This is a genomic window from Acidaminobacter sp. JC074 (assembly GCF_022496765.1).
In the GTDB taxonomy this organism is placed as follows: domain Bacteria; phylum Bacillota; class Clostridia; order Peptostreptococcales; family Acidaminobacteraceae; genus JABXKX01.
The window spans coordinates 59022-82436 of the sequence record NZ_VANV01000020.1 but is presented as its reverse complement, the minus strand read 5'-3'; the positions used below and the strand labels follow the sequence as shown (position 1 = coordinate 82436).

The following is a 23415-nucleotide window of genomic DNA, read 5'->3' as shown; positions in this document are numbered from 1 at the left end:
ATAAGGAAGTGATGACATGAAACATGGACTTGTAACTAAAATTGAAAAGAAATTTATGATTGTTAAAACAGAAAGCAATGACATTGAACGCATTAAACTGCGACGAGATACAAAAGTTGGTGAGCGGGTCAGCTTCGAAAAACGAGATATCTATAAGGGCTTTGGTAAATTTTCTTATAGACAAATTGGTACATCTGTCTCCATGCTCATTATGGTTGTACTGATTGGTGGTTATCTCTTCAATCAGGCTTCCGACAACAGGGTCTACGGTATCGTATCCTATGATGTCAATCCTAGTATGGTCATAGAAGTTAATAAAGATTATGAAACACTTACTGTAACAGGCGATCCATCACTCATCCCAGAAAATTACACAGACTTACCTATACAAGCAGTTCTCGATCAAATGACAGAAAAAGCTCTAACACTTGATATCCTAAATGATCAAGATACCATCATCATCTCTTATGACAAAGATGATATCCCACTTGATGACTACTTAAGTAAAAACAAATCCAACTATAAGATTGTACTTGTCTACCATGAAACTGAGACCAAAGCGTCTTATGGTCGTCAGTTCATAAAAGAAAAACTTGAAGAAAAGGACATCATCATTAAAGAAGATGAGGACTTTATTAACAATGCCCTTAAAGCCTTAGAAGATGACTTTATGGAGGTCGAAGGTATTTACAAACCTCAAACAAAAGTTCAAGATGATTCATCTGATTCAGTGGAAAATACTGAAACCAATGAAGAAGATGTGACTGATACTAAAGACGACCAAGTAGAAAAGCCCGATGATCCCATAGAGACAGAAGACGATGAGTCTAATCAAGAAACTAGTGATCAAACCCCCGATACAGTGGAATCGGATGAAAAAGACCAAATAAGTCAAGAAGAACTCGATGCACTCATTAAACAAATCGATGATCAAAAGCTTAAAGTTGATGCAACTTATAACAACTTCATCAATACTAAAAACGCTGCTGAAAACAAGCAAGTGGAAATGAGTAAAAAAGAAACTGAAATTGCAGAAAGCAAAGTCAACTTGGAAAAGAAACAAGCTGGTTCATCAGAGTTAAAGGATGAATACATTGTACTTTCCAATGAAAAAGTAGCCTTAGAAAAAGCTTTGGAAGGAAAAACTACAGAGATTAATGAAGCCAATGCCTTATACAATAAAAAGGTTGAAAACACTAAAAACGACCAAGAAAAAGTAGATAAACTGTATTCTACTTATGAAGAAGAATACGACCAGGCAAGAGACACCTATCTCAATGACCGTATAACAGTCATCGAGATGATCGAACAGGAAATCATAAACAAGGACGCTCTTATACAAGAAGCTGGTGACAACACTGATTTAGCAAACACTTATAAAGAAGAAAAGTCAAGTTTAGAAGGCATGTTAGAAACCGTTTATATGGAAAATGATTATCTTTCTGAAGGCGCACCTGCAGGCACATACAATTATGAATTTATCTATCACTACAATAGTATTTATCAAGTCTTTGAAGGTAAGAAAGCTGAGATCAATGCCATAAAAGATGAAGCAGATGAACTTCAAGACGACATAGATTCTGATCTCAAAAAAGCCAAAAAGAACTTAAACACTACTCTTGGCGAATTAGAAGAAAAATATGCTGAACCTGAGGCTGTACTTGCTTCAACCAATGAATCTATTGCTGATTTTGAAAGAATCATCAACAATTTTTCAATTGCCATCGATAATCTTAAAAATGAGTTAGCAGGATTAGAAGCAGCCTACAAGATTTTACAAGATGACTACAATGCACTGATAAACAAGCAGTCTCAGTACGAAAACCAATTGTATAAAGAGAGAAATCTACTAAAAGAATTGGAGCAAAAATACGATGAATCAACTGACTCTGAATAAGAAATGGCTCTTGATCTTTATTATCCTTATTGGATTATCCATCCTTTTGTTTAATCTATTGGACTCTAACGATCTCTTTGACATAAGCTCATCAGGTCCTGTAACTCTACATCTATCAGGACCTCTTTTTGAAATCATAAAAGAGCCTCTTCAGGAACAACTTGCAAATGACCTAAACAGATCCCTTACACTTGTAGAGGGTCTAGATGGTCATGTACTTTTTTCCTACCAAAATGGTATTTATCAAATAGAGAAAAAAGACACTACATCTGTTTCTATCTTAAATGATGATTTTGACTTATTGTTAAGTCGACTTGAAGACGGCACCATCGATGCCATCTCTATGCCGTATATAGGTGACTATTTGCCTGACTCAGGTCTTTATTTCAATGGCTTCGATAGTATAGAGTCACCTGGCCTGTATATCAGTCAAGAAGATTATAAAGAATTTATTCCGATCTTTGAACATTACTTGAATACTGGTTTGATAGATAAATGGATTGATGATTACAATGACCAATACTTAGAAATGGCCCCTTTTAATCAAGATGAAATCAAGGTAGGTATCATCAGTATGCCTCCGATTTCTTATATTTACAACAATCGGCTCTACGGCCTTTCCATTGCTCTTATCAATAAGTATGGTGAACTCAACAAGAGTCAGATTGTTTATATCACAGGCGAAAAGGACAAGCTTTATACCATGTTAGATGAGGGTGAAATAGACTTGTTAGTCTCTGATGAAAAACTTGGAGCATGTCTTGAATTCTATTCTGAGCCGCTTGTTATTGCAAGCCATGATCATTCAGACTATCTTGAGTCCTTTAATTACGATGATCAGTTAAACACTCTAGATGACATCCATAATCAAACAGGTAAATACTACCAAATACCAAGAAGTCTCTATTTGTTTAGCCAGTCACATTTAGATTCAAAAGTCCTTTACCTCAACCATATCACTGAAAACAAACAGCATTATTATATAAGTGGTCAAATAGACTTATTAGATTCACTCGAAAACTTTACTATTCAGCTTCCTATGGAAAGACTTTATAGACTCAGCTTATATGATATTCCAAAAGAGCGTGAAGCTATGGAAACAAGAAGTCTTATCGTACAGCTTATACTGGCGGGGCTATTTATCATAGCTATTTATATTATTATGAAACTAATACTCAGTCAAAATGAAAAAAGAAGACTTAATTATCTTTTTAAACATGACCAGCTAACTTATCTACCGAACAATTATGGCTTAAAGAAACTCTTTAATCCATCTAGTCAGGGGGCATTTTTGCTCATAGATATCAAACGTTTTAAGCTGATCAACGATCTTTATGGTTATGAAGTAGGTGATCAGATCCTTATAGAAATGGCTCATATGCTGGACCAGATATCAGATTCATTAATTGTCGGACGTACCTCGGGCAACCAGTTTACATGTATTGCACTCAATGATTATGAAAGCTATTTTAATAAGATTACTGAGGCTTTTGAATCGCTGAAAGAGGGTAATTATAGGACAAGAAAACTCAGTCTAAGTCTTTCTTATGTAGAGTACCCTAAGTACACAAGTTCTTTCGACACACTTATTCAGTACCTAGAAAGCGTTATGTACTTTGTAAAGAAAAACAACATCACCAATGAATGGACTGCCTTTGATGATGACATTTACAAACATTATCTAAATGAACAAGAACTTGCTATAGAAATCCAGACTGCCCTTGAAAAAAATGATTTTATGTTATTCTATCAGCCTCAAACGGAGCTTTACCATGAAAAAACCATTGGTGCAGAAGTATTGGTCAGATGGGTTCATAAGGAAAGAGGACCAATCTATCCAGACCAGTTTCTCGGTGTGGCAGAAAGAAATGGCCTCATGAGAAAGCTAGACATGTATATGATCAAAAATGCCTGCAAACAGATTAAGCTATGGCAAGACCAAGGTCTACCTAAGATGAAGATCTCCGTCAATATGTCTACTTATACCTTTGACAGTCCTGGCATGACAGTGGAACTTTTAGACATCATTTCCAAATCGGAAATTGATACCTCTTGGTTTGCCTTAGAAATAACAGAAGAATCCGGTCTTTCTAATATCAAACAGGCAAAAGACATTATGAAGGACATAAAAAATCACGGGATACGCTTTGCTCTAGACGACTTTGGTAAGGGTTACTCTTCCATCAACTACTTAGACCAGTTGCCTTTTGATTTTCTAAAAATAGACAAGGCCTTTGTAGACCATATTCATACCAGTGATAAGTCTAAGAAACTATACCACCTTATAGCCAATCTAGCCAAACTCTATAACATGCATATCATTGCAGAAGGTGTAGAGTATGAAGATCAAATCAATATCATCAGACATGATTTAGATACCATCATACAAGGCTACTATTACAGCAAACCTTTAACATTAGAAGATTTTGATGCACGCATAAAAAATCAACAGTCATAAACTGTTGATTTTTATTTCATCTGCTTCACAACAGAATTGATGCTATAGTTGGAGAATGCTAAGAGTTTTTCTAAGATTTGATTGAGATCCTCTTGGTCATTGCTTTCTACTTTCATCATGTAACAACCATTGCCACTGATTCTGTAAACTTCCTTGATCTCTTCTATACCACTCACCACCTCCATAAACTTTGAATGGTCAGAAGTTGTCATGATCACAGTGATAAAATCCACTCTTTTCTTGCCAAAGGCTTGATCATCAATGCTTGCATGAAAGCCGGTGATGATTTTATTAGACACAAGTCTTTTAACCCTCTCTCCTACTGCCTGACCACTGATATGAACTTCTTCACCAATTTCTCGCCATTGAAGTCTGGCATTTTCTTTTAACATGTCTATAATTTTTTTATCAGTTTCATCAGGTATATAAACCTTCTTCATGTAAGTCACCTCTTCTCATTGAAAATTCATGCTTTTGGATACAAAGCCTTCTTTTCTACTATTTTAACACTTTCACGGTGAAAGTAGAACCATCAAAGAAGTTCTCGGCGAAAGATGCTTCCTTGCTATAATGACCATACAAGCGAAAGGAGAATTTAAAATGAAATTTACACATATACGTCACGGTAGTCACTTACTAGAGTATAACAATAAAACTTTTCTGGTCGATCCAGTATTTGCTGAAAAAGGATCTAAGTCTTCTATGCCTAAGGCAAGAAACAAAGAAAAGAATCCATTACTGCCCTTACCATTTAAACTAGACTTTATGAATGCCCTAGATGGTGTATTTATTACCCATACTCACTTTGATCACTTCGATGATGTCGCAATCAAAATGCTTCCAAAGAACTTGAAAATTTTTTGCAGGTCTCATGATGTAAAGAAAATCAGTAAAAGTGGCTTTAAGAATATTGTAGCCATTGATGGTTCTAAACAGATTTTTGATGACATCAAAGTCAAAACAGTAGGTGGTCGTCATGGTAAAGGTTTAGAAGGTTTGTTGATGGGAAAAACGACTGGTTTTGTATTAAGTTCATCTGCTGAGCCTAAAGCCTATTTAACAGGTGATTCTATTTGGTGTGATGAAGTAGAGAAGACACTTGAAACTGAAAAACCAGATCTTGTGATTGCCTTTGCAGGTGCTGCTGTCCTACCATTTGGAAAGAACATCACCATGTCTACAAATGATATTGATCAGCTTGCAAATAATTCTGGAGATGCTAAGATACTTGCTATTCATATGGATGCATGGAGCCACTGCTTCTTAACAAAAGATCTATTAAAGGACTTTATCAAAGACAAGAACTACAAGAATCGAATCCTTATCCCAAATGAAGGGGATTCATTAGAATTTTAGAGAGGTCATATGAATTCAATACTTTTAAATGGAGATATACCAGTCAACTGCTTTTTTCTAGAAGATCAAGGCAAGTGTTACATCATTGATCCTGGTTATGAAAAAGATAAGATAAGAGCTTATGTTGAAAAAAACAAACTTGAAGTCATTGGCATACTTTTAACCCATGCCCATTTTGATCATATAGGTGCTCTAGATGTTTATGACGTGCCTATTTATATCCATGAAGATGAGTATCCTATCTTAATGGATGGTTTTAAAAACGGTTTTGACTATGAAGGCCGTTCTATGGACTTCAATCTAGATGACTTATACATCATTAAAATGAATGAAAACACAAAGTTATTTTTAAACACTAAGCCCATTGATGTCATTTTAACACCTGGTCATACACCAGGCTGTGTGTGTTATAAATTTTCAAACCATATGTTTACTGGTGACACCTTATTCAAGGGGTCTGTTGGACAATGGGACTTTCCTTCAGGCAAGCAAGAAGACTTAAGAAAGTCTATTATTCACTTATTAGAAGATTATGACCCAGCTACAATCATCTACCCTGCCCATGGCGACAAGTCTACCATAGGCCAAGAAAGACTATCCAATATGTTTTATCACCGATGGAAAGAGCTTGGTACCATCATAAGAGATACCTATGATGATTATGAGACATTCCAGAAAATGAGGGTTCATCTAGAAAACAAAGAGTATCAGAAAGCTTATGATATCACCTTAAGACTCATGCAAAATCCTAGAGCCAATCCACTGGTCTATATGTACTATCAATATCTTGTTACAAAAAAAATCCTAGTTAACTAGGATTTTTTAATATACTTTACTTGCTTGATAAGCTTCTATTGGCTTGTTGATCACATACTGGACCTTATAATCTACATATATAGAATCTGTACTGGCATCTACTATCCACCACTCGTCTCCAATCAAGACTTCATTCCATGCATGGTAGACAGGTGTATAGGATGAATAGCCCTTAACAAGCTTGGTTGGCACGTCTACAGACCTCATCATTGCAGCCAAAAGTGCTGCAAAATCATAACAGATACCGTCTCCAACTTCTAGGGTAGCTTCTGCATCTGGTATATAGCCTTTTGGCAGTGTAGCAGCCTTTTGATAGTTGTACCTTACATTATCAACAATATGCTTATGGACAGCTTCTAACTTTTCTTGATCAGTTTCTAGATCTAAGGTCAAGGCCTTAGCAAGTATGCTGACTTCTGTTTCATCTGACCAGTTAACGGTCTGTGTAGAATTTAGAAATACAACATTCTCTTCAACTTCAACCTTAAAGTCTTTAGAAGTCAGTGACCTATACCTTCTACCGTCATTAGACCCTAATAAAGAAACCGTATACTTGCCACTGCCCATTTGAAGTGGGAAGTACTCAATGTCTGAGACATTGTTGTAAATGTACTCCTGGTCCTTTTCAACAATGGTTTTTACATTTTTATATGACGTAGAACCCTTGTTGACAATAACCGTCGCATCTACAGCTTGAACCTTGATATTCATGGCAAGCCAGTTGACAGAGCTTGTTTTCATAACAAACAACATATGGTCAGCTTCTTCAACGTGGGTCTTTTCAGTCAGCTCATAATGGTCATTGACCGAAGTTTTTACAGGCTCATTCTCAAAGGCAAGTGCAGGCACTGTCATCAATGAAATAATCAGCCATATTATAAAGATTTTTTTCATACCACACCTTCTAACTAGTCTTTAGGGATAAATGGGTTCCCAAACTTAATGTCTTCATACTCAAATAAATCTTGTGTTTCACTGTAGTCAACTATATCATAGTTTTTAATTTGATTCTTATCAAGATATATTTCAAGGGTCACATCAATATGTTTTAGATTTTCCTCTGCATCTTCAGAAACTCTGAAATAATAGTAATAAGCATCGCCTTCTTTGATTAAATCAAACTCATCCATATAGGCCTGCAGAAGTGTTTCTTCTTGATTTGCTTCTTTAAGGTCTGTTAAACGCTGGTCTATGGATGCAAGTTCTATAGCAACATATGACTCTAGATCGTAATACTCGCTAAGCCAAGTCTGCTTTTTTTCTGATAAAGATTGGTTTGATAATGTTGTTGTTAAGATGGTCAAACCAAAAACCATCAAAACCACCATCAGCAATATGATGAGAACTGAAGTGGCACCCTTTTTATTCAATACGCTCATGGCATCACTTCCTATTCCAATAATGTTTGGCTCGAGTGGCAACCAGTACTTGCCCCTCTTTGTTTTCTTTTATATCGACTATTATATCATACAAGCCTTGCTCATAATTCGTGTCTTCTTGTATCTTAAGGGTCAGCTTGTAAGCCGCCTCATCTTTACTTGTTTCTTGCCAAAAGTCACTGTAGTACTTTTCAATCACTTGTTCTTCAATATGGTCTAAGGCTTTTACTTGTTCTATTTCATTAGATAACTTCAAGATGGCCATATCCATCAGATCGGTCTCATTTTCGACCTCAAATGATGTGGCTAAAAGCGACAACATAACCACTGATACAACACTGATAAAGGCGATAGAAAAGATGATTTCAATAAGTGTAAATCCTTTTTTATTCATCGTTTTCCCCCTTTGACCTAAGTGTTGTCACCTGCTCAATTGGTATCATGGTACCTTGATACTCATAGCTTAAAGACATAATGACTTTATTTGAGTCCATTTTAAACTCAAGATCTTTTACAGGCACAATTTCACTACTGAGTGCAATGATAGGTTCCTCATCGGTATAACACTCATACATGATGCCTTCAAACTCATAGATATAGGTATACATACCGTCTCCATGGTCAACCCTAAGTGCAGGCAAGCCTTCTACACCTTGGTCTAAAACTTGTATGCTGCCCTTAAAATCATCTTGTTTGATACGTTTATTGACAAATGAAAGGGCAATTCTAGCATTTTCATCTTCAATCTTATTTTCTGTCACACGTTCAAAGGCTTCTTTGCCTTCTATAATAATAAACATGGTAGACACAGCAAATACAATCATTAAAACCATGACTAAGAAGGATTCAATAGAAGTATTTACATTCAATCTTTTCATAAAATCCTCCTATTCAAAACCTGGTTTAATAAAGATCTGTATGACTGGTTTAATATTCTCAGCAACAGGTTCATATTCATATATATACTTGTCCTCATCAAGAATCAGTCCATAATGTTCTTGTAGATAATAGACATTTGGAGGATAAGCACCTTCAGTTGCATAACACTGGACAGCATACTTTTCAACGACTTCTTGAATCCTATCGGTCTCTAAATCTCCGAACTGATTTTGATAAGAGTCTATACTTGAAAAGATGATGACAAGTGTAACAATGGATATAGAAAGCATTACAAGCAACTGAATATTCTTTAGTTTGTACTTGTTCATAACAACCTACTTTCTAACCAATAGCATTTAGGATGTTGATAATTGGAAGTATCACTGATACCAAAATCACACCGACCAATATTGATAAGATAATGATCAGAAGTGGTTCTAAAACAGTTGCAATACTTTCTAACTTACTATCTGCTTCCTTCTCCATTTCCAAAGCTACTTTTTCTAACATCTTATCCATATGCCCTGTCTGCTGGGCTACTGAAAAGAGTCTGATCATAACACCAGGGAAGATGTTAAAGTTTGCAATAACATCTGCAAGAGACTCACCTTCTTTTAATCTTTCAATGGCATTGTCAATTAGTGATGTCATGTATAGATTGTTCATAACAGGCTTTAACATCTCAAGTGCAATGGAAAAACTAAAGCCAGACTTTAAAAGGATTGAAAGGTTTCTAGAAAACTTAGCCCCCATAAGTGCGGCTATGATATCCTTTTGAATAGGCATTGAAAACTTAAGTTTATCAATCCTAAAAGCACCTTTTTCAGTATTTCTATACCACAAGTAAGCTGCTATAAGAGCGACTACAACAGATACAATAACAATGATGTTTTGACCGATAAACTCTGAGAAGTTCATCATGCCTTGAGTAAAGGCCGGCATTTCGCCACCTAGTGAATTAAGAATCTCATTGAATGTCGGCATAACCTTTACAACTAATAATATGATGACACCCAACATAAGCAAGGACAAAATTACAGGATAAGCCAGTGCTGAACGTACCTTTTCTCTGATTTCTATTTCCTTTTCAATGGCATCTGCAATTTGGTTCATCACACCTGATAAGGAACCAGATTTTTCACCTAGTTCTATCATGTTGACAACAAAAGGCGTTAACTCATCTTCAAATTTCTTGATGGATTCACTGAGTGAATAACCTTCTTTTATATCATCTTGCAAAACCTGGATGATGGATATAAGTTTAGGATGGTCTGCTTTTGTTCGAATGACTTCTAAACCTGAGTTAATTGGTAAATCCGAATCCAGTACAAGTCCTAGTTGCCTGATAAATGTGGCAATGACTTGATTGTCTAATTGTTTCTTATTTCTCTTCATTGCGACCTCTTTATAAGTATGAATCGAATAGCTGTGGATCATGGGCTCTCAACCTAGCCTCGTCCACATCTATTATGCCTTCTTTACACAGTTTTGCCAGTTCTCTTTCTAAAGAATGCATACCTTCACTTCTACCACCTTGAATCAGATTGTTAATCTGATAGTGCTTGCCCTCTCTAATTAAGTTTCTGATGGCTGGTGTTACCATCATGATTTCACAAGCAAGTACCAATCCCTTTTGGTCTTTGGTTGGAATCAAATGCTGGGTGACAACACCTTCTAAAACCGTTGCCAGCTGGCTTCTGATCTGGTCATGTTGACTGTTTGGAAAGACATCCAGTATTCTATCAATGCTTTTAACGGCCCCACTTGTATGTAGGGTTGAAAAGACCAAATGACCAGTTTCGGCAGCTGTGAGTACAGTGGCTATGGTTTCCATATCTCTCATCTCACCAACCATGACCACATCTGGATCTTCTCTAAGAGCACCTCTTAAAGCAGAGACAAATGAGTTGGCATCTGAACCAACTTCTCTTTGGGTCACCAGGCTTTTTTGGTGTCTATGTAAGTACTCAACAGGATCCTCTATGGTTGTTATATGATAATGGTACTGTTGATTTATGGTAGAGATTAGACTTGCAAGGGTTGTGGATTTACCAGATCCAGTTGCCCCAGTAATGATGACAAGCCCCTTCTTTTTAGAAGTAAATCTCATAATATTCTCTGGTAGCCTTAAGGAATCCAAATCAGGAATTTCAAGGGGTAAAGATCTTATAGCAATTGCTACAGTCCCTCTCTGATAATAGAAATTGCATCTAAAGCGTCCCAGTCTAGGTACTGAGTAAGACAAGTCAACAGACTTATTTTTCTCTAGTTTTTCATATTTTTTATCATCCAAATAAACCTGTACAATTTCATCAATCACATCAGGTTTTATCACTTCAGAACCTTCTACAGGTTGTAGTTTTGAATTCACGCGAATCAAAGGTTTAGAACCTACACAAATATGTAAGTCTGTTGCCTTATGTTTCATGGTTTCCCCAAGTAGATATTCTACGTATTCTTTATAATCCATTTTTTCTCCAATTCTCCTTTTACCTACTTCTACATATTGATTATACCCTATATTTCATGTCATATTCATCTATAATCGTGTATAATAATAACAGAAAGAAGGTAGATATGTCTAAACTTAAGATTGGAATTTTTTTAGGAACTTTTGATCCTATACATAATGGTCATATTTCCATCGCTAGAAATCTGACAAATGAACTTGATAAGGTCATCATAGTGCCGCTTTATGATGCGCCTCATAAGGATGAAACGATCTCTTCAGCAGCTGTTAGACTCCAGATGTGTAGAGTGGCCCTCTTAGGCGAAAAAAACATTGAGGTCACTGACGAAATCATTCGCCATCAAATTGAAGGCTATGACATAGACATCATTCATCAACTAAAAAAAGCTTATAAAGATGCAGAGCTTCATTATATTCTTGGTTCTGATGTCTTTAATCATATCTTATCTTGGCCATCTGTTCATGAGCTTGAAAGCTTGGTGAGTTTTTCAGTTATTCTAAGAGAGAAAGAGGACTTACCAGCTAGCAAGAAGGTCATAAAACAGCTTAACTGTCCATGTAAAATCCATGAGATGGCACTAGAAGGTATTTCTTCAACCATGATCCGACATGGGATTAAAAATAAACTTTTGGTTTCTAGATTTTTACATCCAGATATACTGTCTATTATAAAATCAAATAACCTATACAAATAAAGAAGACCACCAGGTCTTCTTTTAAAGTGTAAAGTATTCAGGTTCTTTTCTTTCAGAACAGTTTTCTATCAGCCATTTTTCAAAGGGGTCCAGCTTGCCACCAAAGCTAATGGCTTCAATTGGACATTTTCTTACACAGGCATTACATTTGATACATAAAGTGTCATCAATTTTTAGCTTGCCATTGTATATCAATGCACCTGTTGGACAGTTAATGGCACAAATGCCACATGATAAACATCTTTCATCAATAACTGGACCAATCGGACTGGCAGTTTTTCTTGCCTTATATGGAAACTTGCCTTTCACTTTAAGATCACCCTCTTTATTCAGAGCCTCTTTTATATTTTCAGCAAATTCTCTACAAATCTCAAGATCTTTTGTATCCGGTCTTCCGCCTGCTACTTGAGTGGTATAAGAATGGACACCAATAAATGCACCTGCAGCAAGGGTTTTAAAACCCCTTTCCTTCATGATGTCTTTCATTTCCAAAAGGGCATCATCATAATCTCTGTTACCATAAACAGCAACCACAACACAAGGTGTATCATGGCCTACTAAAGATTTTATGTATCCATCTACTGTAAGTGGTATTCTACCTGAGTAAACAGGAAGACCAAGCACCACAAGATCTTCTTTGATCTCTGTCATCACACTTCTCTTTTTAGGTAGTGTTATGTCTACATACTTGACTTCACTTGATAATGATTTACAAATGCTTTCTACAACTTTCTTAGATGTCCCTGTCGGACTAAAATATATCCCCTTTACTTTCATACAACCTCCCTTAATTGGCATAAGCCACTAAAAATATTATAAGTCATCCCTATCAGTATGTACAGAAAAATAGACCGGTTAAGGTCTATTTGTCTCTTTTATTTGTATATTTCGTATGAAGGAGTTGATGGGCTATATGACTGTTAGGCATATCTAGAAATTCCTTATAGAGTTGCTTAACAGCTGGATTTTCATGTGATTTTCTAAGTTTCATCTGTTTCTCAGAATTATAAATGCCTTTGATTCTTTCAATTCTTATGACATTATTGGTTGGTCTAGGCTGTCCGCCGCCACCAATACACCCCCCTGGACAACACATGACTTCTACAAAATGATAGTCTGCTTGTCCTGCCTTAATCTTTTCTAACATGACTTTGGCATTTTTTAGACTGTTGGTAATGGCTACTTTGACTTCTAAATCACCAATCATGACGCTTGCCTCTTTAAAACCATCTAGGCCCCTGACATTATGAAAATCAATAGATTTAAGTTCTTCTCCTGTTAGAATTTCATAAACAGATCTTAAAGCTGCTTCCATCACACCACCAGAGGCTCCAAAAATAAGGCCTGCACCTGTTGTGATACCAAATGGTTCATCAAATGAATCTTCATCCATATGCTCTAGATTGTAGCCCTGCATCTTGATCATTCTACCAATCTCTCTTGTTGTTAAAACATAATCCACATCCTGGATGCCATCTCTGCCCATTTCAGGTCGTAAGGCTTCAAACTTCTTAGCTGTACATGGCATACATGAAACAACAATCAAATCCTCAGGATTAATGCCCAGTTTATCGACGTAGTAAGTTTTGGCCAAAGCGCCAAACATTTGCTGAGGTGACTTACAAGATGACAAGTGGTCTAAAAGCTCTGGATAAAAGTTTTCAATATAGTTGATCCAGCCTGGAGAACAAGAGGTCAACATTGGTAAAACCCCACCATTTTTAATACGACCTATAAACTCAGTACCTTCTTCTAAAATAGTCAAGTCAGCTGTAAAGTCGGTATCGAAGACACGGTCAAAACCAATCATCCTTAAGGCTTTGACAAGTTTGCCAGTGACCAAGGTACCAGGTTTCATACCGAAGACTTCACCAACAGAAACTCTTATGGATGGTGCTATTTGTATAATAACCGTCTTCGTTTTATCTTCAATGGCTTCAAGTACGGCTACCACATCATCCTTTTCATAAATGGCACCTACAGGGCATACACTGATGCATTGTCCGCAATAAGTACAAGACACCTGGGTCAAGTCATAGTCATAAGCTGGTCCCATTCTCATTTCAGTTGACCTGCCAATGTTGTAAATGGCACCAACACGCTGAACATCATTGCAGGCTTGAACACATCTGCCACATTTAATACACTTGTTCATATCTCTTACAACAGATGGATTGCCATACATGATCTCTTCTTGGTCAAGAATATTTTCATACCTGTTTTCCTTGATATTAAGCTCTTCAGTCAATCTCTGGAGTTCACAAACACCATTGGAGTGACAGATGGTACAGTTTTGATCATGATTGGCTAGAATGAGTTCAACGACAATTCTTCTGGCTTCACGAACCCTTTCGTTGTTGGTGTTTACAACCATACCTTCAGCTACTTTGGTCATACATGCTGCTTGTAGGTTTCTATAACCTTCAACCTCAACCAAACAAACACGGCAATTGCCCTTTGCCCTTAAATCGGGATGATAACAAAGGGTTGGAATCCTAATATGATTGTCTTTTGCCACTTGTAAAATGGTCTTGTTCTCATCTGCATGAACTTGATGACCATTAATGGTTAAATTAACTTTCATGAGAGAGACCTCCTATCTTACAAACACCTGTCCTACACTTACCTTCAATATGCTCTATAAACTCTTCTTTAAAAACTTCAATGGCTGATGACAAGGCACTGGTCGCTGTTTGACCTAATCCACAGAAGGACGCTTCTTTCATAACCTTGCTGGTTCTTAATAAGACATCTATATCTTCAAGCTTACCCTGGCCTTCTTTGAAGCTGGCTAATATCTTTTCAATATGCCTGTTGCCTTCCCTACAAGGTGTACATTTACCACAAGACTCATGTCTAAAGAAAGCGGCTGTGGCATTTAAAAAATCTATGATACAAACCGATTCATCGGCTACATAAACAGCTCCTGATCCAAGACCTGCATTGATCTTTTCAAATGCCTCATGAGACAGTTCTATGTCTAATTGGTCTTTGGATAAGACAATACCTGACGAACCACCTATTTGAACAAACTTAATCCTGCCTGTAGGCCCACCGCAAAGGTCTAGAAGTTTATTTAATGTGGTACCAAAGGGGACTTCATAAACGCCCTTGTTTTTTATAGAACCCGATACTGAAAAGAGTTTTGTCCCAGTACTTTTTTCAGTGCCAAACTGCTTGTAATAGTCTGCACCATAATTCATAATAGGTAGAATGTTGATAAGGGTCTCTACGTTATGAATGAGAGTCGGTTTATTCCAAAGTCCCTTAGATGCCGTATAAGGCGGCTTAACTCTAGGGTCGCCTGAACGTCCCTCAATGGATTCAATGAGGGCTGTTTCTTCACCACATATATAAGCCCCAATGCCTGACCGGTATTCAATGTCAAAGTCATAGCCAGAGCCTAAAATATCGTCACCTAAATAATGATTTTTTCTCATATCATCCAGCTGGTTTAGTATCTGATCTTTTAAAAAGTTATACTCACCCCTAACATACAGATAGCCCTTTGACGCCCCAATTGCATAAGCAGCTATGACCATGCTTTCGAGGACTTTCATAGAGTTTCTTTTTAAAAGTTCCCTGTCCTTAAAGGTACCTGGTTCACCTTCATCTGCATTACAAACAATGTACTTAGGCCCATCTTTTTCACTTAGGACCGAAGACATTTTTATACCTACTGGAAATCCAGCCCCTCCTCTACCAACGAGTTTTGAATCTTGGATCTCTTTGATAACATCTTCAGGCTTCATTTTCAATACACACGCAAGCGCCTTAAAGCCATCTGATTTTTGATAAGAATCAAAAGATAATAAGGTTTCAGAAGGATCAAATAATAATTTACTCATCTAAGTCCCTCCTTCTAATGGTTGAAATCAAATCAAATATCTTATTTCTATCAAGCCTGCCATAAATAGCATCATCTATTTGAACAGCAGGAGCCTGATCACATGCACCCAGACAAGAGCAGTATTCTAAAGAAAACATGCCATCTTCAGTAGTCTGTCCCACACCGATACCTAAAATGTCTTCAAATATTTTCTTCACATGCATGCCATCCTCTAAATAACAGGGTGTAGAATTACAAAGTCTGATGATATGTTTGCCCCTCTTTACAGTTGATAACATAGAATAAAATTCTGCAATCCCGTATATTTTCGTTACAGAAATATCTAAGTACCTAGATACCTCTTCAATATTTGACTTAGAAAGATAATTATAAGTCTCTTGATTTTGAATCTCTATAAGGATTTCTAATAACTTGTCCTCACTTTTACCAATCCCCTCAATTATGTCTATTACTGTATTCCCCATATGATTACCCACCTCCTCATTAATACACTACCCGGAAATGGCTATTAAAATCTTAGATAGACTTTTCAGGACTTTTCTTCTACATATCGACAAAAAAATAACAGCACTTCTTTCGAAATGCTGTCCTAGTAATACATTTGTTATATAACTCTTTTATAATAAACTTCCATGATGTCTGCTACTGACTGGATGTTTTGATTGGTTGAAGCCAATCTAACACCATAAGCTTCATGAGTCAGTGACAGTTTAGACTCGTCATAAGCACCGTACTTAATCAGTACCTCAGGGTAGTTTTTGATCTTTGGAACACGTCTTAAAAATGTTTCAATCTTATGGCCAGTATAAACAATTACGGGTATGTTTTTAGATGCACATGATTTGATCATAGCCATCAACTCACTGGGTTGAAGTGACCATTCAAGACCTGCTAAAATAACACCTTCATTAAAAGGATTAGACATAATCTCATCTAGGACTTCATCTGCCTTTTTATAGAAGATAGGCGCCTCTTTTAAGGACTGGTTAAAACAACCCTTGCAGCCTATATTGCAATCTAATGCACATACCAATGCACCTACAAAAGGGGCATCTTCCAAACGTTCATGTGTAATTGATTTATACCTTATTTTCATATTTGCGTCCTGTCTCCAAACTCTTCACGTTTGCCATCATTAAAATATTTAACGTTTCTTAAATAGCCTGTAATTCTTTGATACTTTTCAACTTCTTTACCACAAGATGGACACACATCTGTCTTCTGACTGATATAACCATGGTCCGGGCAATAGTGGTTGACTGGTGATAAACTCACATAAGGTACCCTGTATTTCTCACAAACTGTTTTTACAATTTGCTTGGCCTTGGCACCAGATACTGGTGAACCTAAGAATACATGAATAACTGTACCACCTGTAAATAAAACTTGAATGTCATCTTGGTGATCAAATACCTGTTGGATGGATTCAACCTTGTTTACTGGTATATGACAAGAGTTTGTATAATATGGTACATCTTGAGTCCCTTGAGTGATGATATCAAAGTACTGTTCCTTGTCTTTTTTAGCAAGTCTATAAGCTGTAGACTCTGCAGGTGTTGCTTCTAAATTGTATAGATTTTCAGTTTCTTCTTGGAAGTCACTCAATCTTTCTCTCATATAGTTAAGTACTTCTACTGTTAAGTCATGACCTTCTTCAGATAAGATGTCTTTGCCTAAGAAGTTTTCACACATTTCATTTAAACCAACAAGACCAATCGTCGAAAAGTGATTGCCTAAAGTGCCAACATATGTGTTAAAAGCAGGCACTAGGTTTAAATCAACTACATGTTCTTGTAAAAACTGTCTCTTGATTTCAAGACTGTCTTTAGCCAGTACCATATTCTTATCAATTAAGTTAAATAGCTCTTCTTTTGTCTTGGCTTCATAACCGTAACGCGGCATATTAAGTGTCACAACACCGATAGAGCCTGTAGATTCACCTGCACCGAAAAGACCACCGTTCTTTCTTTCTAGTTCTCTCAGGTCAAGTCTTAAACGACAACACATGCTTCTTGCATCTTCTGGATCCATGTCGCTATTTAGGAAATTAGCAAAGTATGGGTAACCAAACTTACCTGCCATATCCCATAAGGCATCGTTCATTGTGTTGTCAAAGTCAAATCGGTCATGAATGTTGTATGTTGGTATTGGATAAGCAAAAGGTCTACCTTCAGCATCACCATTGTCCATAAGTTCATAAAAGGCCCTATTAAATAAGTTCATTTCATTCTGACAATCTCTGTATGTATAGTTTAAACGGCCTTCACCGAAGTAAACTTCCTCGTCAATCAAATCTCTTGGCGGTGTTAAGTCTAATGTAATATTAGAAAATGCTGGCTCTGCACCACCTCTTGAATTAGAGTTGATTGAGAATATAAAGTTCTGTAATTGCTGTTTTACTTCTTTATATGATAAATTATCTTCTTTTATGTAAGGGGCTAAGTAAGTATCTACAGAAGAGAATGCTACTGCACCCATAATTTCATTTTGGAAAACTGTAATCAAGTTTGCCAACTGATTTAATATTGAAGCAAAGTGTTTTGCTGGTGATGATGTTGGGATATTAGGAATACCTGTAACCCCCATCTTAATAACTTTTTTAATGGAATAACCACAACAGTATACTGTTAGGCCACCCAAGTCATGAATATGGTAGTCACCATTTACATAACCATCTGCAATTGATTGAGGATAAACTTGTCTTAGCCAATAATCCTTTGAAACCTCAGCTGCTATATGTTTGTTAAGAGCACCAAATGAAAATGGTGAATTTGAGTTTTCTTTTACACGCCAGTCTTGTTGCTTCAAATAAGAATCTACTATTTTTTGACTATTTAACATATTTCCTCCAAATAAAAACCGCACTTAGGGTGCAGTTATCTAACCAACTTTGCCCCATCCCCGAGCTCATTTCCTTTTTATGGCTGGTCTCCTGACTTACTTTCTCCCTTGTGTATACCTTCCCGATTCCTCAGTGGTTTTTCATACACGCGTCCAGATCACAGTAGAGGGCGCTGTTCAGGCATTTCACCTGATTCCCATTTAACAAAGGACCATAAAAAATATTAACTTCTATAATTACGATAGCACAACATATTGTGTCTGACAATACGTTTTACACAATTAGAAACTAGATATTGTGTCTAAAAAAAGATGGCATCTAAAACTAATATGACCAAAGTATTGCAATTATTCATCTTCATAGGCATAAAAAAAAATCAACCAAAAGGCCAATTTTTTAAGTTTGTATAGTTTCTATAATTTCATTTTTTTGAGCATTTTTTTTCACAAATCACTTGACTAAATTAAAGACTTTTAGTATTAGTCCGAGACCCACGCCAAACAAAGCGCCTATTAAAACAAAAAAATAATTTGAAGCATAAATGGACCAAGCAAGTCCTATGACACCAAAGCCAAACATAAGCATAAGTGGCGCAGGCATTTGCGTGTTTTCCTTATACTTCATATAGTCATCATAGGTCATGGTGTCCTTTTCTAAACTGCCTTCTTTGGCTAGACTTTCTAAGTTCACTTCAAATATGTCACTCAACCTAATTAGGTTGTCCATATCCGGCATGGATTGTCCAGACTCCCATTTAGAGATGGACTGTCTAGAGATATTGAGTCTACTTGCTAGGTTTTCTTGTGACATATTTTTTTCTTTTCTAAGCTGTAATAGTTTTTCGTTAAATTTCATTTTCTCACCTCTTTAAAAGCATACAACATACACGTCAATCATGCTAGAAATCTTGTATAACATCCTGCAACTATTGGTTGCAAGTCTGTATTTTCAATTGCTCTATATTTTAACATTCCCCTTGTTACGGTAACAAAGTCGTCCCACATTGACCTTTTAGTCGATATCCTATATAATCTGTCTTTGAAAGTATCGGAGGACATATGAATATAAAAATATCAAAATATATCAATGAGAAATTCTTTTATGGCTGGATGATTATCCTTGTAGCAGGCATGTCGGTATTCTTTTCTGCACCAGGACAATCTTATTCCATTTCAACATTTATGAAATCATATACCAGTGATTTTGGCTTATCGCAAACTTTAATTTCTTCTATTTATTCCATAGCAACCGTTTGCTCTGGCCTACTCCTAGTCTTTGTGGGCAGGGCTGTTGATAAACATGGTCAAAGAAAAATGACAATTATTGTCGGCATCGCTTTAGCCATTGTCTGCTTCTTTAACAGCTTTATTAGTAACATTGTTATGATTGCTATCAGTTTCTTCCTATTAAGGTATTTAGGGCAAGGCTCTTTAACATTGATACCAAACTCATTAACACCACAATGGTTTGAAAAAAGACGAGCCCTTAGCATCAGTTTGATGAACCTAGGTGGCATGATTGCCAACCTAATTGTACCTGTTATCAATGTCTATTTAATCAATCTCTATTCATGGCAGCATGTATGGCGATTATGGTCACTAGCAGTAATAGTCATTTTTATACCGCTTTCTTATCTTTTTATTGTAAATAAACCAGAAGATATTGGTGCTTTGCCTGATAATGAAAAAGCCCTTGATGATTATGAAAACAATGTACAAACAGAAAATGCATGGACTTTAGATCAGGCTTTGAAAACAAAAGAATTTTGGTTTGTAGGTATCATCTCTATGATTGTACCTATGATCTCGACAGGACTTGTAATTCACTTCTTTAAGATTATGGATTTAAAAGGTATCTCTGAAACACAGGCATCCTTTGTTATTGGTTTAATGGCCCTTCCAGGCTTTATTATGCCACTTGTATCAGGTCTTATCATCGATAGGTTTAGATCAAAGTACATCATTACATTTACACTTGTCGCCATAACACTTTGTTTACTACTGTTTATAAATGTAGCTTCAGTTGCTACAGCTGTCATCTTCATGCTTTTATATGGTCTTGTCACCAATGTACAAACGGTTACCATCAGTGTTATTTGGCCAAGGTACTTTGGTAGAAAATATCTGGGGAGTATCCGTGGTGCTGCAACCATCTTTATGGTCATCGGTTCTGCACTTGGTCCAATTCCATTTGGATTGTCTTATGACTTAACAGGGGGCTACAATGCTGTTTTAATTGCCATGATGGCCATAACACTTTTATCTACTCTTATGGCACTATCAATTCAAAAACCTAGTAAAAGCGGTCTTATGTAGACCGCTCTTTTAATCCAATCTTTATGTATTCTATTATTAGTATGGACATGGCTGCTGCTATTAGATAAGAATATATCAAAATCTCCTGTACAGGTAACAAAAGAAGGCACACATTCACAATGAGTAGTATCCCTAAAGGGACTTGCTTCATTTTAAGCCTTCTATAAACCCACATAATCACAGCAACTGTTATGATCAGATAAATGGCTATGCCTAGCCTATTATTTGAATTCAGAAGCAACATATGGTCTGGCTTACGCACGTAAACATAAGTCATTAAGGCTTCATTGGAAGCTGTTAAACGATGAAATAACAAGACACCAGTACCAATTAGAAACTGAATGAATGTCATCAACTTAATATAAATTATCATATAAAACCTCGCTCAATAGACAAATTTATAAACATCTATTATAAATCCATGATAACACTTTTAAAAACAAAGAACAAATCCGCCACTTGCGGACAAAAGTGTGTCTCCCGTACACGGACAAAGACCTTTTTTCAAAAAAAGTATACAAAGCCTCCACAAATTTTGTATCTTTTTAGCCCATCCTTTTATAAATTATTTCTAAATATCAGAATATTTCATCAAAAACATATCTTTGCCTTTTAGAAGTCTTTATAATCATCTTAAAATTTGAAAAAAAGGGGTCTTATTATGAAAGAAAAAAAATTAGGGTTATTACCCAAACTGATTATTGGTATTATTGCTGGTATTATTATTGGACTTATCTCTGCTGGCATCGAACAGTACTTACTTGTTAGATTGATGTCTACATTCTCAGGTATCTTTGGAAGCTTCTTAAAATTTGTTATTCCACTGATCATCATTGCCTTTGTAGCACCAGGTATTGCAGATCTTGGTAGAGATGCTGGTAAAATGCTTGCCATCACAGCAGGTATTGCTTATGTTTCAGCTGTAACAGCTGGTTTTGTAGCCTTCTTTGTAGGTTCAATGGTTCTACCAAATGTGATCAAGGCTGGTGAAGTATCATCTGCTGCTGGAGTTGATGTATCTGGTTTCTTCAGTCTAGATATGGGCGCTGTAATGGGCGTTATGACAGCACTTGTCCTTGCCTTCTTATTGGGTATAGGTATGGCTTCTATTAAATCTAGAAAGCTATTTGATGTGGTATTAGACTTTAAACACATCATGGAACAGGTTGTTCATAAGGTATTAATTCCTTTAATTCCAATCCATATCGCTGGTATTTTTGCTAAAATCTCAGCAACAGGCGAAATCTTTGCAACAATGAAAGCATTCGCTTCTGTATTTGTTATGATTTTAGGTTTACAACTGGCTTACATCATTGTTCAATACCTCATTGCATGGTTAGTGAGTGGTAAGAAGCCTGTACAGGCTATTAAGAACATGTTACCAGCTTACTTTACAGCTTTAGGTACGCAGTCTTCTGCAGCGACCATTGCTGTTACACTGGATTCAGCTAAGAAAAATGATGTTTCAGAAGATATTGTTGACTTGGTTATTCCTTTAGGGGCTACTATTCACCTTGCAGGTGATACAATCACTTTAGTACTTGCATCAATGGGTGTTATGTTACTTGCTGGTATTACACCTACATTTACAATGATGTTACCATTTATCTTTATGTTAGGTATTACAATGGTTGCAGCACCAGGTATCCCAGGTGGTGGTGTTATGGCAGCACTTGGTCTATTAGATTCTATGTTAGGCTTTACAGTAGCACAACAGACTTTAATGATTGCTCTACACTTTGCACAAGACAGTTTCGGTACAGCAACAAATGTTACTGGTGACGGTGCCATTGCAATTATCATTGATACAATCTACAAGAAAAAACACAAAGAATAAGAACTCAGCACATCGAGTGCTTCGTTACTTATGAAAACCAAATTTTCAAACCAATAAATATAAGGGTTATGCAGCTGCATAACCCTAGTTTTTTTGTAATTGAACACATATAAGTGGTTCTGATATTTGTATTTCTTGATCATCCATAATAATCAACATCTCACCCTCTTCAAGCCTATAAACTTGATTATCTATGGTAAGTTTACTTGGATCATCAAAGGCATATAAACAAGTTATATGGGTCTTAATAATCTCACTTTCCACCCTTTTAAGGCTGGCTTTATAGTCTCTTGTAAACATGACATTAAAGTCTGTCACTTGGCCAAAGCTGATGGTTTCATCATCACCTGTAAAAGCATCCACTTCAAAAGGCAGTAGATCAATCATCGGCCCATCATTGTGCATAAGAGACAGTGGACCATCTAGACTCATAATCAATCTATTGATGCCAGATAACTTGGTAAAATTAGAAGTTTCTACTTCAACGGTCGCCGTAGATATTCTAAAATCAAAATTCAAAGCTTTATAATCACTTGATTCTGGATATATATAAAGTTGTGTTGTTGTGCCACCCGACCAAGTCTTTGTACTTAAGTCTTCTTTTCTTATATGTTTAATCAT

The 23415-nt window shown here is 36.4% G+C and carries 24 protein-coding genes and 1 riboswitch; of the genes, 7 read left to right on the top strand and 17 right to left on the bottom strand.

Annotated elements, in window-relative coordinates; genetic code table 11:
- Positions 1-16: 16 nt before the first annotated feature.
- Both EZV73_RS21085 and EZV73_RS21080 read left to right on the top strand, forming a co-directional pair.
- A complete protein-coding gene (locus EZV73_RS21085; protein WP_240842414.1) occupies positions 17-1897 on the top strand; it encodes an anti-sigma factor domain-containing protein in 1881 nt (626 codons plus the stop codon).
- Complete coding sequence (locus EZV73_RS21080; protein WP_240842413.1) at positions 1875-4355, top strand: EAL domain-containing protein; 2481 nt, start codon at positions 1875-1877, stop codon at positions 4353-4355. Before EZV73_RS21085 ends, EZV73_RS21080 begins: the two co-directional genes overlap by 23 nt.
- Before the next feature lie 11 nt (positions 4356-4366).
- On the opposite strand, the gene EZV73_RS21075 is transcribed toward EZV73_RS21080, so the two are convergent.
- Entirely contained in the window at positions 4367-4795 is a 429-nt protein-coding gene (locus EZV73_RS21075; protein WP_240842412.1) for an Lrp/AsnC family transcriptional regulator, read from the bottom strand.
- A gap of 160 nt (positions 4796-4955) precedes the next feature.
- On the opposite strand from EZV73_RS21075, the gene EZV73_RS21070 reads away from it, so the two are divergent.
- The gene (locus EZV73_RS21070; protein ID WP_240842411.1) at positions 4956-5711 is read left to right on the top strand and encodes an MBL fold metallo-hydrolase; all 756 of its coding nucleotides are present in this window, start codon (positions 4956-4958) and stop codon (positions 5709-5711) included.
- A 9-nt stretch (positions 5712-5720) separates the two neighbouring features.
- On the top strand, positions 5721-6527 hold the full coding sequence (locus tag EZV73_RS21065) for an MBL fold metallo-hydrolase (RefSeq protein ID WP_240842410.1): 807 nt from the start codon (positions 5721-5723) through the stop codon (positions 6525-6527).
- A gap of 6 nt (positions 6528-6533) precedes the next feature.
- On the opposite strand, the gene EZV73_RS21060 is transcribed toward EZV73_RS21065, so the two are convergent.
- The 7 genes from EZV73_RS21060 to EZV73_RS21030 are packed head-to-tail and all read right to left on the bottom strand — an operon-like array spanning position 6534 to position 11255.
- Positions 6534-7421, bottom strand: a complete 888-nt coding sequence (locus tag EZV73_RS21060) for a transglutaminase family protein (RefSeq protein WP_240842409.1) — start codon at positions 7419-7421, stop codon at positions 6534-6536.
- 14 nt (positions 7422-7435) lie between these two features.
- Positions 7436-7906 (bottom strand): hypothetical protein, encoded by a 471-nt coding sequence (locus tag EZV73_RS21055; RefSeq protein WP_240842408.1) that lies wholly within the window; start codon positions 7904-7906, stop codon positions 7436-7438.
- Positions 7907-7910: 4 nt separating this feature from the next.
- Positions 7911-8300: a type II secretion system protein gene (locus EZV73_RS21050; protein ID WP_240842407.1), complete on the bottom strand. Its 390-nt coding sequence runs from the start codon at positions 8298-8300 to the stop codon at positions 7911-7913.
- The gene (locus EZV73_RS21045; RefSeq protein WP_240842406.1) at positions 8293-8784 is read right to left on the bottom strand and encodes a DUF4860 domain-containing protein; all 492 of its coding nucleotides are present in this window, start codon (positions 8782-8784) and stop codon (positions 8293-8295) included. Before EZV73_RS21045 ends, EZV73_RS21050 begins: the two co-directional genes overlap by 8 nt.
- A gap of 9 nt (positions 8785-8793) precedes the next feature.
- Entirely contained in the window at positions 8794-9114 is a 321-nt protein-coding gene (locus EZV73_RS21040) for a hypothetical protein (protein ID WP_240842405.1), read from the bottom strand.
- Between the two features lie 13 nt (positions 9115-9127).
- Complete coding sequence (locus EZV73_RS21035) at positions 9128-10180, bottom strand: type II secretion system F family protein (protein WP_240842404.1); 1053 nt, start codon at positions 10178-10180, stop codon at positions 9128-9130.
- Positions 10181-10190: 10 nt separating this feature from the next.
- Positions 10191-11255 carry a type IV pilus twitching motility protein PilT gene (locus EZV73_RS21030; protein ID WP_240842403.1) on the bottom strand — a complete coding sequence of 355 codons (1065 nt, stop codon included), beginning with the start codon at positions 11253-11255 and terminating at the stop codon, positions 10191-10193.
- Positions 11256-11362: 107 nt separating this feature from the next.
- Between EZV73_RS21030 and nadD the strand changes: the two genes are divergently transcribed.
- Positions 11363-11950, top strand: a complete 588-nt coding sequence (nadD, locus tag EZV73_RS21025) for a nicotinate (nicotinamide) nucleotide adenylyltransferase (protein ID WP_240842402.1) — start codon at positions 11363-11365, stop codon at positions 11948-11950.
- Positions 11951-11971: 21 nt separating this feature from the next.
- Here the strand turns inward: nadD and EZV73_RS21020 are convergent, their stop codons facing one another.
- The 7 genes from EZV73_RS21020 to EZV73_RS20990 all read right to left on the bottom strand — a co-directional run bounded on the left by EZV73_RS21020 (position 11972) and on the right by EZV73_RS20990 (position 19497).
- Complete coding sequence (locus EZV73_RS21020) at positions 11972-12727, bottom strand: EFR1 family ferrodoxin (RefSeq protein ID WP_240842401.1); 756 nt, start codon at positions 12725-12727, stop codon at positions 11972-11974.
- A gap of 85 nt (positions 12728-12812) precedes the next feature.
- Positions 12813-14534, bottom strand: a complete 1722-nt coding sequence (locus EZV73_RS21015; protein ID WP_240842400.1) for an NADH-dependent [FeFe] hydrogenase, group A6 — start codon at positions 14532-14534, stop codon at positions 12813-12815.
- Complete coding sequence (locus EZV73_RS21010) at positions 14524-15798, bottom strand: NADH-quinone oxidoreductase subunit F (protein ID WP_240842399.1); 1275 nt, start codon at positions 15796-15798, stop codon at positions 14524-14526. Before EZV73_RS21010 ends, EZV73_RS21015 begins: the two co-directional genes overlap by 11 nt.
- Complete coding sequence (locus EZV73_RS21005) at positions 15791-16264, bottom strand: NAD(P)H-dependent oxidoreductase subunit E (protein WP_240842398.1); 474 nt, start codon at positions 16262-16264, stop codon at positions 15791-15793. The genes EZV73_RS21010 and EZV73_RS21005 overlap by 8 nt, the downstream gene beginning before the upstream one ends.
- A 140-nt stretch (positions 16265-16404) precedes the next feature.
- Entirely contained in the window at positions 16405-16896 is a 492-nt protein-coding gene (locus EZV73_RS21000) for a 4Fe-4S cluster-binding domain-containing protein (protein WP_240842397.1), read from the bottom strand.
- A complete protein-coding gene (locus EZV73_RS20995; protein ID WP_240842396.1) occupies positions 16893-18641 on the bottom strand; it encodes a ribonucleoside triphosphate reductase in 1749 nt (582 codons plus the stop codon). The genes EZV73_RS21000 and EZV73_RS20995 overlap by 4 nt, the downstream gene beginning before the upstream one ends.
- Positions 18642-18704: 63 nt before the next feature.
- Positions 18705-18873, bottom strand: a riboswitch (cobalamin riboswitch).
- 219 nt (positions 18874-19092) lie between these two features.
- Entirely contained in the window at positions 19093-19497 is a 405-nt protein-coding gene (locus EZV73_RS20990) for a helix-turn-helix domain-containing protein (RefSeq protein ID WP_240842395.1), read from the bottom strand.
- Between the two features lie 203 nt (positions 19498-19700).
- On the opposite strand from EZV73_RS20990, the gene EZV73_RS20985 reads away from it, so the two are divergent.
- Complete coding sequence (locus EZV73_RS20985; RefSeq protein ID WP_240842394.1) at positions 19701-20957, top strand: MFS transporter; 1257 nt, start codon at positions 19701-19703, stop codon at positions 20955-20957.
- On the opposite strand, the gene EZV73_RS20980 is transcribed toward EZV73_RS20985, so the two are convergent.
- Entirely contained in the window at positions 20950-21330 is a 381-nt protein-coding gene (locus EZV73_RS20980; RefSeq protein WP_240842393.1) for a hypothetical protein, read from the bottom strand. The genes EZV73_RS20985 and EZV73_RS20980 overlap by 8 nt on opposite strands.
- Positions 21331-21618: 288 nt before the next feature.
- On the opposite strand from EZV73_RS20980, the gene EZV73_RS20975 reads away from it, so the two are divergent.
- A complete protein-coding gene (locus EZV73_RS20975; RefSeq protein ID WP_240842392.1) occupies positions 21619-22794 on the top strand; it encodes a dicarboxylate/amino acid:cation symporter in 1176 nt (391 codons plus the stop codon).
- An 84-nt stretch (positions 22795-22878) separates the two neighbouring features.
- Here EZV73_RS20975 and EZV73_RS20970 read toward each other — a convergent pair whose 3' ends face one another.
- Complete coding sequence (locus EZV73_RS20970; protein ID WP_240842391.1) at positions 22879-23415, bottom strand: HutD family protein; 537 nt, start codon at positions 23413-23415, stop codon at positions 22879-22881.